Origin of the sequence: Sodalis sp. RH24, from assembly GCF_047324145.1 — a bacterium.
Lineage (GTDB): Bacteria > Pseudomonadota > Gammaproteobacteria > Enterobacterales > Enterobacteriaceae > Acerihabitans.
Map to the genome: position 1 here is coordinate 2,411,140 of NZ_CP178729.1, position 14,391 is coordinate 2,425,530.

Sequence of the window (14,391 nt, forward strand, 5' to 3'; positions counted from 1 at the left end):
CGATGGGATCAGGCTTCGTCATCCAGCTGCAGCGCCACGTAGAGCAGCAGCCGATCGTCAAAATTGGCCAGATCCAGGCCGGTCATTTCCGAAATGCGGTTGAGGCGGTACTCCAGGGTGTTGCGGTGGATAAACAGCGCCTTGGAGGTAGGCGTGGGCTGAACGTTATGGCGGAACCAGGCAATCAACGTGCGGCGCAGCAGGCCGTTGTTATCCATGGCCTTGAGTTTTGCCAGCGGGCGCACCAGCTCGCTGGCCTGCCAGCCGCCGCGCAGGCTGTCGAGCAGTACCGGCAGCATCAGATCGGGATAAAAATAACGGCGCTGCTCGGGCAGCCGCTGCTTGCCCACCGACATGGTGGTGCGCGCGGTACGCCAGGAGCGCGCAATACCGCCGGCGCCGGGGAAAAAATTGCCCAGGGCGATACGTACCCGCAGGCGGCTGCTTTCGGTCATGCGCGAAAACAGCGTATCCACCCGCCGGCGATGCTCTTCGGCATCCCAGCGCCCGTGGCTGTTCAGCGCGGGTTTCAGCACCACCATTTCCGTCAGCGATACGATGGCGATCAGGTTATCGCGCTCCGGCGTGGTGAGCAGCGTTTGCAGCTGCTGCAGCTCCGCCATGGCGCTGTCGACGCCGAACTGCCCGCTGTCCACCTCCACCACCGCCGCCACCCTGGGCTGGTTGATATCGATGCCCAGCCGCTGGGCCCATTCGATCAGCGCCGGCGTGACTTCCTCGGCGCGGATTAAATTCAGCACCAGTTCCTCGCGCAGCCGGCTGTCCTGCGCCAGCATATGCAGCAAGCGCGCCTGCTCCAGCATCATTTCCGCCGTCATGCAGACCAGCTCGCCATACTGCCGCAGTTGACTGGGATTGCCGGTCAGGCCGATAACGCCGACGATATTGCCGTCGATTTTCAGCGGGAGGTTGATACCGGGCCGTACCCCGTGCAAATGCCGGGCCACGCCGTCGTCGATATCCACGACCCGGGCCTGCGACAGGGCCAATAACGCGCCTTCGTGCAGTTCACCGACCCGCTCTTCATCGCCGCTGCCGATAATGCGGCCGCGCGCATCCATCACGTTGATATTGCTGTCGATAATCTGCATCGTTCTTGCCACAATTTCTTGCGCCAATTTCGCATCAAGATGATACGTTGCCATCCCCGCCTCGGTTCTGTTAAGCCCTTTGCCCTATTATACCCGGGTGCTGGCGCTCATACATTGTGCAGAAGCACAAAGCGTGATCTTGCTCGCTTATTTTGTGCGGGATATCACATTCTTTCGGGCAAAAAAAGACGGCGTCGTGATGACGCCGTCTTGGTGGCGAGAGCCGGACGCGGGGGATTACTGCGCCAGCAGGTAAAGCGTGGTATCGCCGCGTTTGACGTTTAACGCCAGTATCGGCGGCTTGGCATCCAGGATTTTACGCAGTTCGCCGATATTCTGCACCGGCTGCTGGTTGACGCCCAGGATGATATCGCCCTTCTTCAGGCCGACTTTCGCCGCGGTGCTGCCCGCCTTGACATTGTCCACCTTGACGCCCTGCTGATCGCCGGTATCCATGTTGCTCAATTCCGCGCCTTCGATGCCGGTAAAGACATTGCCCGAATCAAGCTGCGGCTGGGTGCTCTGCTCCAGGATCACATCGACGGTTACCGGCTTGCCGTCGCGCAGCAGGCCGAGCTGGACCTTGGTGCCGACCGGCTGCGAGCTGACATCCGCACGGAACGCGGCAAAGCTGTTGATGGGCCGGCCGTTCATGGTGACGATGACATCGCCGGCTTTCACCCCGGCCTTTTCGGCGGCGGATTTAGGCATCACCTGGCTGACAAACGCGCCGCGCTGGGCGTCGACTTTCATCGCCTTGGCCAGCTCCGGATTGAGCTCGGTGCCGAGAATGCCGATTTCGCCGCGCCTGACCTGGCCATAGGCCACCAGCTGCGCCGTCAGGTTTTTCACCATGTTGCTGGGAATGGCGAAGCCGATACCGATATTGCCGCCGTCCGGCGCCAGTATGGCGGTATTGATGCCGATAAGCTCACCGTTGAGGTTAACCAGCGCCCCGCCCGAGTTGCCCCGGTTGATGGCGGCATCGGTCTGGATAAAGTTTTCATAGTTTTCAATATTCAGCCCGCTGCGCCCCAGCGCGGACACAATACCCGAGGTGGCGGTTTCCCCCAGGCCGTAAGGGTTGCCGATGGCCACGGTATAATCGCCGACCCGCAGCTGGTCCGAATCGGCCATCTTGATGGCGGTGAGGTTTTTAAAGTCGATCAGCTGCACCAGCGCCAGATCGGAACGGGGATCGCGGCCGATGATCTTGGCGTCGAATCGGCGGCCGTCATACAGCTGCACCTGGATTTTAGTGGCGTCGTTGACCACATGATTGTTGGTCACCACGTAGCCTTTCTGGGCATCGATAATCACACCCGCGCCCAGCGCCATGAATTTTTCCTTGGCCGGCGGGGTATTGCCCTCGCCGTCGCCGCCGCCGTCCTCATCGCCGCCCTGGCACAGGGGCGACGCCTGGAAAGGCGACCCTTCCTGGCACAGCGGGGAATCCTGGCCAAAGAACTGCTGGAACTGCTCGGGCACGCGCGCCGAACTGACGGCGGTGCTGCCTTCGACGCTGATGCTGACCACCGATGGCATGACTTTTTCCAGCATCGGCGCCAGGCTTGGGAGCTGCTGATTGGTCGAGGCGGTTTCCGCCGCATACAATGAAACAGGCGCCAGCGCCACACCCAGACACAATGCCAGCGCACTCAGGACCAAAGAAGTTTTTTTCATTTAACATTGTCTCAACTGTAAGTATCAGGTAATGATGCGGACCCATTGCTGTGGTCGTATCTGTGAGATTAATCAAATAACCCGAAGTTCAGTAGCAAAAAAACCATAATGGTAAAAAAGTATTGGGCGTATTTACAAATACTGCGCTAACCCTGACTTACTCCGCGGCCATTAAGCGGCGGTATTCATCCCAGGCATAAAGATCGGTCATGCCGCTAATATAGTCCTGAATTAAACGCGCCCGATAATAAAATTCCATCATGGGCTGCTGGCGCGACGGGTAGCGATTTAACCCGGCTACCGCTTCACCATAAGCCAGACGATGTTTGGTGGATAATTTATGAAACAGGCGGGTGGGGATCATGTAGTCCCGGTGGTCATCCTGCGCCGCCAGCTCGCGAAACGCCGCCAGCGGCATATCCAGCAGGGGGTTGTAGATTTCCAGCAGGCCGCTGATAACCCGGTAGCCCTGTAATTCCAGCTGTTCTACTTCCGGATGGTTGAACACATGTTTGAAGGCCACGCCTTTGAATATTTTCAATAAGCGGTAAGCCGGACTGGAATCTTCCAGCAGCGCCTGGTTAAAGCATCCGTCGAATATCGGCGACAAATTATCGAGAAACCGTTTTGCCGCATGGGGCACCAGCCGTGCCACGGTATTTACCCGCAAATACATAAAAAACTGATCGCCGCTGCGCAGCCCCTGGTTGCGCATTATCTTATCGAATGCCTGGCCGACCACCTTTTCAAATAAATCGCCTTTCTCCACGCCGCCCCATTCTTGTTGCAGGTAGTTATAAAGCTGTTCGACGGTAAAGATCTTTTTTTCCACCGCATCTTCGAGATCGGCGATGCAATAAGAAATATCGTCGGCGGCTTCCATGATATACGTCAGCGGGAAGCGATGAAATTCCCCCAGCCCCAGCTGTTCGCGCAACGCTTTGACATACTCTTCCTCGGCAAGATAGTAGCCCGGTTTTTTCATCAGATAGCTGAATTCGGCCGGTATCGCGCCGCGCCAATAGGCCGGACGGGTATATTTTAAAATACAGCCCACCTGGGCATAGGTCAGGTTCAGCTTCAGCAGGCTGTGCACCATGCGGATGGCCTGGGCATTGCCTTCGAAATGACACAAATCGAGCCGGATACGGCTGCGCAGCGCGTTGTCGTCATCCTCGCCGGCGCGCAGGCGCAATACCTCGACCCGGCAACGATCGTTACCCTGGGCCTCGTTGCCCAGGCCGGCGATGTCCAGGCGCTGGCTGAACCAGTCGTTGATGGCCGCCTCGCCGAAATGACCGAACGGGGGATTGCCGATATCATGCATCAGGCACGCCATTTCCACGATGCTTTCAAACGGCGCCTCCAACTGCTCCAGCCCCAGCGGCGCGATGCGCCGCTCGCGTTTGAGCTGGTGGAAGATTTCTTTGACGATATGCCGTCCGACCTGTTGCACCTCCATGGAGTGGGTCAGCCTGGAGCGCACCGCCGCGTTGCGTTCCAGGGGAAAGACCTGGGTTTTCTGCTGCAGGCGGCGAATGGCGGCGGAATTGATAATCCGCCCCCGATCGCTTTCAAACTGGCGGATGACGCTATATTCATCCTCGGCGACGATGGGATGGCTGAACGGGCGCTGAAAACTGAGTTTCTTGCTAAAGTCGATTGCGGACATCATGTTCCCCGGGATGATTTCTTATACCGTGATACCCATACCCGCCGCTAAATGCAACAGCGGCGACAATTATTTCCCGGCCGCGGCCGTGATAGAATGGCGGCGCCGATTAAACGGTTACATTACTATTCACTATTTATTATCCACTGTTTCTTAACCAGAAGGACAACCAGATGAGAGTAGGCATTATCGGCGCGATGGAACAGGAAGTGGCCCTGCTGCGCGATCAGATGGAAGGCCGCACCACCTGGCAGCAGGCGGGATGCGATATTTACAGCGGCCGGCTCCATGGCGTCGACGTGGCCTTGGTGAAATCCGGTATCGGCAAGGTCTCGGCCGCGCTCGGCACCACGCTGCTGCTGGATCATTTCCAGCCGGATTATGTTATCAACACCGGTTCCGCCGGCGGTCTGGACGCATCCCTGAATGTCGGGGACATCGTCGTGTCCGACGAGGTGCGTTATCACGATGTGGATGTCACCGCCTTTGGTTACGCACCGGGGCAAATGGCGCAATGCCCGGCGGCCTTCGCCGCGGACGCGTCGCTGATCGCGCTGGCGGAGAGCTGCATTGCCCGGCTGGATCAGCACGCCGTGCGCGGCCTGGTGGTCAGCGGCGACGCGTTTATCAACGGCGCCGAGCCCCTGAGCCGTATCCGCGCCACCTTTCCCCAGGCTATCGCGGTGGAAATGGAAGCCACGGCCATTGCCCACGTATGCCACCAGTTCGCGGTGCCGTTCGTGGTGGTGCGCGCCATTTCCGATGTGGCGGACAAGGCGTCCCACCTGAGCTTTGACGAATTCCTGGCGGTGGCGGCCAAACAGTCCAGCCGCCTGGTGGCGGCCATGCTGCAGACCCTGGCCGGACAGCGGCAGTAATGTCGCCCATCCGGGTGACGCGCCCGGCTATCCCTACGCGCGCCCTGGCCATGCCGGCGCCGACTTGGTTTATTATCCGCAGGCATGCGCTGGCCATGCTGCTGCCGGCCTGGTTTGCTATCCGTAAGCACGCATCGGCCCTGGGATCGCGGGCCCGGCGCGATAGCCGCGCGCGCGGCCTGGCCGCGTTGCTGCTGGCGCTGTTGGCCGCCCCGCCGGCCTGGGCGGCGCATCGGGTCGTCAGCCTGGCGCCCCACGCCACCGAAATGGCGTATGCCGCCGGCATGGGAGAAGTCCTGGTGGCGGTAAGCAGTTGGTCCGATTATCCTCCCGCCGCGCAAAAGCTCGAGCAGGTCGCCTCCTGGCAGGGCATCAACGTGGAGCGGGTGCTGGCGCTAAAGCCGGATCTTATCCTGGCCTGGCGCGGCGGCAATCCGCAGCGTGAACTGGATCAATTGGCCGCCTTCGGTATCCCGATTGTCTATCTCGATCCGCTGAGCGTGGAAGATATGGCGCGCGCGCTTGATGGACTGGCGCGCTACAGCCCCCATCCCGAACAGGCTCACCAGGCCGCCCGCGCCGTGCGCCAGCAGGCGGCGGACCTGAAACGCCGCTACGCCGGCAATCCGCCGGCGCGGGTGTTCATGCAGTTCGGCACCCAGCCGTTGTTTACCGCCGGCAAGCAGACGCTGCAAAGCCAGATTCTGGCGCTGTGCGGCGCGCGCAATATCTTTGCCGACAGCCCGGTTCCCTGGCCGCAGGTGGGCCGCGAACAGGTCTTGGGCCGTAAACCGCAGGTGATTGTCGTCGCCGGCGGCGAGGAGCGCGTCACCGCCATCAGGAACTTTTGGCAGCCGCAGCTGGACGTGCCGGTGATAGCGCTGAACGAGGATTGGTTTAACCGCAGCGGGCCACGCATTTTGCTGGCGGCGCAGGCGCTGTGCCGGCAACTGGCGGATGCCGCCGCCACGGGAGCGCGCTGATGCTCGGTTTTCTTGATGTGCTCGGCACGGCGGTATTCGCCGTGTCCGGGGTGCTGCTGGCCGGCAAATTACGCATGGACCCGTTCGGGGTGCTGGTGCTGGGGGTGGTCACCGCGGTGGGCGGCGGCACCATCCGGGATATGGCGCTGAATAATGGCCCGGTGTTTTGGGTGCGGGATCCCACCGATCTGGTGGTGGCGATGGTCACCTGTTTTGTCGCCATACTGGTGATAAGGCAACCCCGCCAACTGCCGACATGGATCCTGCCGGTGCTGGACGCCATCGGCCTGGCGGTATTTGTCGGCATCGGCGTCAACAAGGCGTTCGCCAGCGGCACCGGCCCGCTGATCGCGGTATGCATGGGCGTTATCACCGGCGTGGGCGGCGGCATTATCCGGGATGTGCTGGCGCGGGAAATCCCGATGATACTGCGTACCGAGGTTTACGCCACCGCCTGCATTATCGGCGGCATCGCCCACACCACCGCTTTCCATGTTTTCCACCTCAGCGCCCAGCACGCGTCGGTATTGGGCATGGCGATAACGCTCGGCATCCGGCTGGCGGCAATCCGCTGGCATCTGAAGCTGCCGACCTTTGCGCTTGAGGACCGGAAATAAACGGCCCGACCCGCGCGCTCGAAACGCGGACATAAAAAAACCGGTGCGGCGCGCCGTACCGGTATCATCGAACGCGTGCCGACGGGGGTTTAGATACTGAACGACGATCCGCAGCCGCAGGTGGTCTTGGCGTTCGGGTTGGTCACGATAAAACGTGATCCTTCCAGCCCTTCGGTATAATCCACCGAACCGCCGATCAGGTATTGCAGGCTCATGGGGTCTACCACCAGCGCAACGCCTTGTTTTTCAATGGTCAAATCGTCTTCGTTGATTTTATCGTCAAAAGTAAAACCATACTGGAAGCCGCTACAGCCACCGCCGGTGATATAAACCCGCAATTTCAGGTTCGGGTTCTCTTCATCCGCTATCAGATGCTTCACTTTTTTCGCCGCTGAATCGGTAAATTGTAAAGGCAGTACCGCAGTTTCACTCATTACTCTACTCCCAACGCGCCAACCAGAATCATCAGGCTGAAGGCATAACAACCCGATGTGGATGTTCATTATCCGCTACCTGTCAATTACGTTCAAGTATTGCGCATTCAGGATATTTTGTTTATCGCTGCGTGCGATCGCGCATCCGCCGGCAGCGGGGGCGTTTGTCGTTGCAAGGTACGGGCAAGGATTGCTGAATAGAGCGGTTTGCCGCCTAAAAACTGAGCCAGCAGCGTTGCGCCCAGACAGGTGATAATCATCGGCAATATTAATTGATAATTGTCGGTCATTTCCAGCACCAGCACGATCCCGGTCAAGGGCGCGCGCACCGAGGCGGCAAATAAGGCTCCCATGCCCGCAATCGCAAAAGTGCCGGGCTGCAAGGCATACTCAGGAAATAATTGGCAGCCGATCATGCCGAAAGCCGTGCCCAATAAGGTTCCCAGCGCCAGCATGGGCGCAAAAATGCCGCCCGGCGCACCGGAACCGAAACACAACAGGGTCGTCAACATACGGGCCAGAAAGATAAACAACAAGGTGCCGGCGGTAAAATGCCCCGCCGCTGCCAGGGGAATCAGGGCAAAACCACCGCCGGCAGCCTCGGGATGCATCAGACCCAAAATACCGCACAGGCCGCCGAGTATGCCGCCGATGATCACAAATCTGGCGCATTTGCCGCCATGCAGGCGTAAAAACATATCTTGCGCGCGGAATATCAATGTATTGAATACCACGCCCACCACGCCGAACAGCATTCCCAGCACCAGGTAAAGCCAGAGAGTACCGACCGGCGCGCCGGCCAGCCTGCCGACGTCGATGACCGAACGATCGCCGTTGCACAGGCGAAATACGATGCTCGACATGATAACGCCGATAAATACCGCCTTGACTGAAATCAGGTTATAGCGAAACTGCGGCCGCATCTCTTCCAGGATAAACAGGATCCCCGCCAGGGGCGCGTTAAACGCCGCCGTTAATCCCGCCGCCGCGCCGGCTGCCAGCAGGGAATGCCGGGCCTCGGCGCTGCGCATGCCAACCATATCCAGCACCATGCGACCGATATTTCCCCCCAATTGGACCGTCGGTCCCTCGCGCCCCAGCACCATGCCCGCGCCGAGCGTACCCATGCCGCCGAAAAACTTAACCGGGATCACCCGCCACCACCGCACCGGACGCAGTTCCTCCAGCGCGCCTTCAATTTCCGGAATACCTGAGCCTCCCGCCTCGGGCGCATATTTTCGCACCAGGTAATAGCCGATCATGGCCAACGCCCCTGAGGCAAAAAACGCAGCCGGCACCAGCACCAGCCAGCGCTGCGGCAAGTCGGCCAGGGCGGCGATACGGCAGGCGAGCATCCAGTCAACCGTTTTTTCAAATGCCACGCCCACCCCGCCCACCAGGGTACCGACGAGAGCGGCCATGGCGAGTACGGTTACCGGGGTTTTATCTTGATACAGGAGCCGGCTGAACATCTGGACGCGGGCAAGGCGTCCGGCCGGCACTGAGGTCGCGGCAGGAAAGGGTTCTGGCATCGGAGCAATCTACCTTATTTGGCATAGTATTCGACGGACTTTACGCTATCACACTGTCTGTCAGGCATAATTGTATTACAAAAATGCTTGTCAATCCGTGCTGACAAGGCCGCTGGCGGTTTTGCGTTTTTGCACCCAACAAAGATGTCTTATTGCCTGCCAGTTTATTACACTATCGGGGTTAACGTTTTATTCTTTCTTCAGGAGCCGTTTCATGAGCCATTCCGAAAATCTGTACGCCCAGGCGCAAAAGCTTATCCCCGGCGGGGTTAATTCACCGGTGCGCGCGTTTAACGGCGTCGGCGGCACGCCGCTGTTCATCGCGCGGGCGGACGGCGCCAGGCTGTATGATGTGGACGGAAAGGACTATATCGATTATGTCGGTTCCTGGGGGCCGATGGTATTGGGCCATAACCATCCGGCGATACGCGAGGCGGTTATCGAGGCGGCCGGGCGCGGCCTGAGCTTCGGCGCGCCCACCGAAATCGAGGTGAAAATGGCCGCCCTGGTGACCGAACTGGTGCCGTCCATGGATATGGTGCGCATGGTGAACTCCGGCACCGAGGCCACCATGAGCGCCATTCGCCTGGCGCGCGGCTATACCGGCCGCGATAAAATCATCAAATTCGAAGGCTGTTATCACGGCCATGCCGACGGCCTGCTGGTCAAGGCCGGCTCCGGCGCGCTGACCCTCGGCCAGCCCAGTTCTCCCGGCGTGCCGGCCGATTTCGCCAAACACACCCTCACCTGCGCCTTTAACGATCTGGATTCGGTGCGGCAGGTATTTGAACTCTATCCGCGCGAGATCGCCTGCATTATCGTCGAGCCGGTGGCCGGCAATATGAACTGCGTGCCGCCGCTGCCGGCGTTCCTGCCCGGCCTGCGCGCCCTGTGCGATGAATTCGGCGCGCTGCTGATTATCGACGAGGTCATGACCGGTTTTCGGGTGGCCCTGGCGGGCGCCCAGTCCTATTACGGCGTGGTGCCGGACCTGACCTGCCTGGGCAAAATCATCGGCGGCGGCATGCCGGTGGGGGCGTTTGGCGGGCGGCGCGAGGTGATGCAGGCGCTGGCGCCCACCGGCCCGGTTTACCAGGCCGGCACGCTATCGGGCAATCCGATTGCCATGGCCGCGGGCTATGCCTGCCTGACCGAGATTTCACGTCCCGGCATTTATCCGGCGCTGACCGATCTGACCGATCGCCTGGCGCGGGGATTGCTGGAGGCGGCGCGGGCGGAAAACATTCCCCTGGTGGTAAACCACGTCGGCGGCATGTTCGGCATCTTCTTTACCGACGCGCCCGCGGTGACCGGCTATCAGGATGTCATGGCCTGCGATGTGGAACGGTTTAAACGCTTTTTCCATATGATGCTGGAGGAAGGGGTCTACCTGGCGCCGTCGGCGTTTGAAGCCGGTTTTATGTCGCTGGCGCACAGCGACGAGGATCTGACGCAAACCATCGGCGCCGCCCGCCGCAGTTTTGCCCGGCTGTAAGCCCCCGTCCCTTCAGCGACCCTGGCGGCGCAGCAGAAAGATAAAATACGGCGCGCCGATAAAGGTCGCCAGCAGGCCCGCCGGGATCTGGTCGGGAAACATCGCCATGCGCCCGGCCCAGTCGGCCAGCAGCATCAGCATCGCGCCCAGCAGCGCAGCCATAACCAGCTGCGGCATCGCCCGGCGAAAGCCGAGCATCCGCGCCATATGCGGCGCCATCAAACCGATAAAACTCAAGGGACCGACGGTCAGCGTGGCGCCGGCGGTCAGCACCGCCGCCAGCAACAGGATAGCCAGCCTGGCGCGTGCCAGCGGCAGGCCCAGGGCCCGGGCGGTTGCGCCGCCCAGCGGCAGCACGTTAAGCCAGCGGCGGCAGCAGGGCGCCAGCAGCAACAGTACCAGCGCCGTCACCGCGCTGGTTACCGCCTGCGGCGCCTGCACGCCATAGGTCGATCCGGAAATCCAGGTCAGCAGGCCGCCGAGGCGGGGATCGCCGCTGGCCAGCAGCAGGGTCACCAGCGTGGTGAACGCAGTACCCAGGGCTATGCCCGCCAGCAGCATGCGCTGGGTGGAAAAATGCCGCCGTCCCGCCACCAGCAAAATGGCCGCCAACGTCAGCGCGGCGCCCAGGCTACCCGCAGGCAATAACCAAATAAAGACATCGCCGGGCAGCCAAAACATCATCAACACCACCGCCGACGCGGCGCCGGCGCTGATACCCAGTACTTCCGGGCTGCCCATGGGATTGGCGGTCAGTTTCTGGATCAGGGTGCCGGCGGCGGCCAGCATCACGCCGGCGCTTAATGCCGCCAGCGTACGCGGCCAGCGCCAGGGCAGCAGGCGCAGCAGCTCGTCGCCGCCGGCCCAGTTCCATCCCAGGCTGTTACGGCCCAGCATCAGCGCCACGCACAACAGCGCCAGCAGCAACGCCAATCCGCCCGCGGCCCACAGCGCGGGATTGGCGCGCTCCGGGCGGGGCGCGTCGTCATGCCCCGGCTGCGCCGGCGCCACGGCATGGCGCAGCCGGGGCAGCAGCCAGAGCAGGATCGGCGCGCCAATCAGCGCGGTGGCCGCGCCGGTGGGCACGTCACGCCACGCGCGCGCCAGCCAGACCATGACCTGATCGGTAAACCACAGCAGCAGCGCGCCGATAAGCGGCGCCAGCAGCAGGCGCGGCAGCAGGCGCCGGGCGCCGAGCAGTTTCGCCAGCAGCGGCGCGAACAGGCCGATAAACCCCACCACGCCCACCGCGTTCACCAACAACGCGCTGAGCACGATAGCCAATACCAACGCCGCCAGCCGGGCGGTTGACAGCCCCAGGCCGAGATTGCGCGCCACGGCGTCGTCCACGCCCAGCAAGGTCATGGGGCGAATCAGCAGCAGGGCCAGCAGCAGCCCCAGCCCCAGACGCGGCAGCAGGAACCTTACCTGGCCCCAGTCCTGCTGGTTAAGCGCCCCGCTGCTCCATAAAAACAGATTTTCCAGCTGCTGGTAATGGAAGATGGCCAGCAGGCTGTTAACGGCGCTGCAGTACAGGCTCAGCACCAGGCCCGCCAGGATCAGGGTCACGGGCGACATGCGTTTTCCCCAGGCCACGCCGAAGACCAACGCGCCGATGACCAGCGCGCCGAGCAGGGCCGCCAGTTGCTGGGTCAGCGCTCCGCCGGGCAGCAGCCACAGCGTGGTGACGGTGACCCCCAATTGCGCGCCGCTGGCGACGCCCAGGGTCGAGGGTTCGGCCAGCGGATTGCGCAGCACCTGCTGGAACAGCACGCCGGCCAGCGCCAGGCCGGCGCCCACCAGCGGCGCTACCGCCAGGCGCGGCAAGGTGCTGTAGTGGAAGATAACCTGGCGGATATCCAGCATATCGGGCCGCCACAGCGCCCCGGCCCATAGCTGGCCCGGCAGCACCTGCTGGGCGTTATAGGCGCTGAGCGCCAGCGCGCCCAGGGCCAGCAGCGTCAGCAGACAAAACGGGAAAAGCGCGCTACGACGGTTCATGGCCTCACCATTGTTTTTCCATCTGCTGCAGCATGCGGCAAAAACGCAGGGCCGCAAGGGTGGCGCCATAAATCCAGATGGCCGGCACGGTGCGCAACATATTCCGGCGCACAAACGGCATGGCCTGCCACAGCGGCGTGGCGGCCACGCGCGCCGTCAGCGCGGCGTCGCCGTGATCCAGGCATATGGCCCGCGCCAGGGGCAGCGTCGCCAGTTGTTCAATTCCCACCACCGCCGTGCCCCAGAAATTATTTTCTCCCTGCCAGACGTTGGCTAGCGCCAGTTGGTCCATGACCTGGCCGAATAAACTGGTGCCGCCGATGATCAGGGCGTGACGATCGTCCATCAGGGAAAATATCAGCAGGGGCTGGCGGCGATATGACGCCAGCTGCGGCCAGGCTTCGGCCAGTTCGCGGTCGAAAGACGCCAGATGGGCCAGGGCGGCGGGCATCCTGTCCAGGCGCTGCGCCAGGGCCAGCAGCCCGGCGCGCGCGGTGGTCAGCGGCCGCCCCTGCCCGTCGGTGAAACTAAACCCCATGGCGGGGGCAATGGCGCGCAATTGTTCCGGGCGCGGCCCGTAGCCCTGGGAATACAGGATCAAGTCCGGCTTGAGCGCGGTGATCAGTTCGAAATTAGGTTCGGTGCGCTGGCCGACATCGACAATCGAGGCCGGAAGCACCGGCTCCTGTACCCATAAGCGGTAATCCCGGGTGCCGGCGACGGCCAGCGGCGTAACGCCGAGGGCGAACAGCAGCTCCACCGGCAGCCATTCAAGGGCGATAATGCGCTGATAGGGCAGCGACGGGACGGATCCGCCCGTTGCCGTCCGATCGGTCGCACCCCGGGCCGCGGTCCCCCAGGACGCGAGACCGCAGCACAAGGGCGACAGCAGCAGGGCGGCCAGCAGCCGTCGGCGGCCGCCGTCAATACCCGGACTCTCATCCGTCGCAATGGCGCCGGGCGCGCGCTGGGGGCGCAGACGTCCCAGGGTCTGATCACGCCGGCGCATTAAAACACGAAACTCACCGGCGCGCCGCCGCCCGGATGTGGCAGGATGCCCATAGGAATACCGTAAATGGTTTCCAGCACGTCGCCGCGCATCAGCTCCAGCGGCGATCCCTGGGCAATCATTGCGCCGCCGCGCAGCGCCGTCAGGTAATCGCAGTAGCGCGCCGCCATATTGATATCATGCAATACCGCGATAACCGTCAGGCCGCGCTCCTGGCTCATGCGCTTAATCAAGGCCAGCACGTCCACCTGATGGGCGATATCCAGGGCCGAGGTGGGTTCATCCAGCAGCAGGCAGCGGCTATCCTGCGCCAGGGTCATCGCCAGCCAGGCGCGCTGACGCTCGCCGCCGGAAAGGCTGTCCACCAGACGGTGGGCGAGCGAGGGCAGGCCGACCACCTCGATGGCGTCCTCCACATGCCGGCGATCGGCGCTGCCGAAGCGGCCGAGCGCGCCGTGCCAGGGATAACGCCCCAGGGCCACCAGCTCGCGCACCGTCATGCCTTCCGCCGCCGGCAGTTGCTGCGGCAGATACGCCACCTGCCGGGCGAAAGCCTTGCTTTCCCAGTCCGCCAGCGGTTTATCATTCAGGCGCGCCACGCCGCCGCTGGCCTCATGATGACGGCCCAGGATCTTCAGCAGGGTGGATTTTCCGGAGCCGTTATGACCTATCAGGCCACAGACCTTGCCCTGGGGAAAAGTGAAGGACAGCGGCTGGAGTAGTACCCGTCCGGGTACCGAGAAACTCACCTGATCCAGGGCAAAAGTAGCGTTCCTGGCGGCGGCGTTGGCTAAAGGTGTGGCGATATCTTGCATAAGCCCAATAAAGCAAATGATAATTATTCAAAGAAGCAATAATAGCAGTTTCCCTCAATAATTAGCAGCATCGCAACTGATTTTTCCTCGCAGGTCGCCGCCAGGCATCGCGCGGCGACAGAATACCTATCGCCGGCGTTCCTTCGCCTGGTCAACAAAC

The 14,391-nt window shown here is 62.0% G+C and carries 12 protein-coding genes; 4 read left to right on the forward strand and 8 right to left on the reverse strand.

The window, feature by feature from the left end; translation table 11 throughout:
- Positions 1-8: 8 nt before the first annotated feature.
- From ACL2XG_RS11115 to dgt, 3 genes are all read right to left on the reverse strand, one after another.
- Positions 9-1,166 (reverse strand): CdaR family transcriptional regulator, encoded by a 1,158-nt coding sequence (locus tag ACL2XG_RS11115; RefSeq protein WP_410016368.1) that lies wholly within the window; start codon positions 1,164-1,166, stop codon positions 9-11.
- Positions 1,167-1,349: 183 nt separating this feature from the next.
- On the reverse strand, positions 1,350-2,795 hold the full coding sequence (gene degP, locus ACL2XG_RS11120) for a serine endoprotease DegP (RefSeq protein WP_410016369.1): 1,446 nt from the start codon (positions 2,793-2,795) through the stop codon (positions 1,350-1,352).
- Between the two features lie 157 nt (positions 2,796-2,952).
- Positions 2,953-4,467 carry a dGTPase gene (gene dgt / locus ACL2XG_RS11125; protein WP_413723547.1) on the reverse strand — a complete coding sequence of 505 codons (1,515 nt, stop codon included), beginning with the start codon at positions 4,465-4,467 and terminating at the stop codon, positions 2,953-2,955.
- Between the two features lie 173 nt (positions 4,468-4,640).
- Here dgt and mtnN point away from each other — a divergent pair, with 173 nt between their 5' ends.
- The 3 genes from mtnN to ACL2XG_RS11140 are packed head-to-tail and all read left to right on the forward strand — an operon-like array spanning position 4,641 to position 6,945.
- Positions 4,641-5,345, forward strand: coding sequence for a 5'-methylthioadenosine/S-adenosylhomocysteine nucleosidase (gene mtnN, locus ACL2XG_RS11130; protein WP_413722161.1), 705 nt, complete (start codon positions 4,641-4,643; stop codon positions 5,343-5,345).
- Complete coding sequence (btuF, locus tag ACL2XG_RS11135; RefSeq protein ID WP_410016371.1) at positions 5,345-6,328, forward strand: vitamin B12 ABC transporter substrate-binding protein BtuF; 984 nt, start codon at positions 5,345-5,347, stop codon at positions 6,326-6,328. Before mtnN ends, btuF begins: the two co-directional genes overlap by 1 nt.
- Complete coding sequence (locus ACL2XG_RS11140) at positions 6,328-6,945, forward strand: TRIC cation channel family protein (RefSeq protein WP_410016372.1); 618 nt, start codon at positions 6,328-6,330, stop codon at positions 6,943-6,945. The genes btuF and ACL2XG_RS11140 overlap by 1 nt, the downstream gene beginning before the upstream one ends.
- Positions 6,946-7,034: 89 nt before the next feature.
- On the opposite strand, the gene erpA is transcribed toward ACL2XG_RS11140, so the two are convergent.
- Positions 7,035-7,379, reverse strand: coding sequence for an iron-sulfur cluster insertion protein ErpA (gene erpA / locus ACL2XG_RS11145; RefSeq protein WP_162363924.1), 345 nt, complete (start codon positions 7,377-7,379; stop codon positions 7,035-7,037).
- Between the two features lie 107 nt (positions 7,380-7,486).
- Positions 7,487-8,851 (reverse strand): H(+)/Cl(-) exchange transporter ClcA, encoded by a 1,365-nt coding sequence (clcA, locus tag ACL2XG_RS11150; protein WP_410016617.1) that lies wholly within the window; start codon positions 8,849-8,851, stop codon positions 7,487-7,489.
- A gap of 274 nt (positions 8,852-9,125) precedes the next feature.
- Between clcA and hemL the strand changes: the two genes are divergently transcribed.
- A complete protein-coding gene (hemL, locus tag ACL2XG_RS11155; RefSeq protein WP_413722160.1) occupies positions 9,126-10,406 on the forward strand; it encodes a glutamate-1-semialdehyde 2,1-aminomutase in 1,281 nt (426 codons plus the stop codon).
- 12 nt (positions 10,407-10,418) lie between these two features.
- Here the strand turns inward: hemL and fhuB are convergent, their stop codons facing one another.
- From fhuB to fhuC, 3 genes are read right to left on the reverse strand one after another with little or no spacing between them, the layout of a single operon-like run.
- Positions 10,419-12,407 carry a Fe(3+)-hydroxamate ABC transporter permease FhuB gene (gene fhuB, locus ACL2XG_RS11160; RefSeq protein ID WP_413722159.1) on the reverse strand — a complete coding sequence of 663 codons (1,989 nt, stop codon included), beginning with the start codon at positions 12,405-12,407 and terminating at the stop codon, positions 10,419-10,421.
- Between the two features lie 4 nt (positions 12,408-12,411).
- The gene (gene fhuD, locus ACL2XG_RS11165) at positions 12,412-13,416 is read right to left on the reverse strand and encodes a Fe(3+)-hydroxamate ABC transporter substrate-binding protein FhuD (RefSeq protein WP_413722158.1); all 1,005 of its coding nucleotides are present in this window, start codon (positions 13,414-13,416) and stop codon (positions 12,412-12,414) included.
- Positions 13,416-14,231, reverse strand: a complete 816-nt coding sequence (fhuC, locus tag ACL2XG_RS11170; RefSeq protein ID WP_413722157.1) for a Fe3+-hydroxamate ABC transporter ATP-binding protein FhuC — start codon at positions 14,229-14,231, stop codon at positions 13,416-13,418. The genes fhuD and fhuC overlap by 1 nt, the downstream gene beginning before the upstream one ends.
- Between the last annotated feature and the right edge of the window lie 160 nt (positions 14,232-14,391).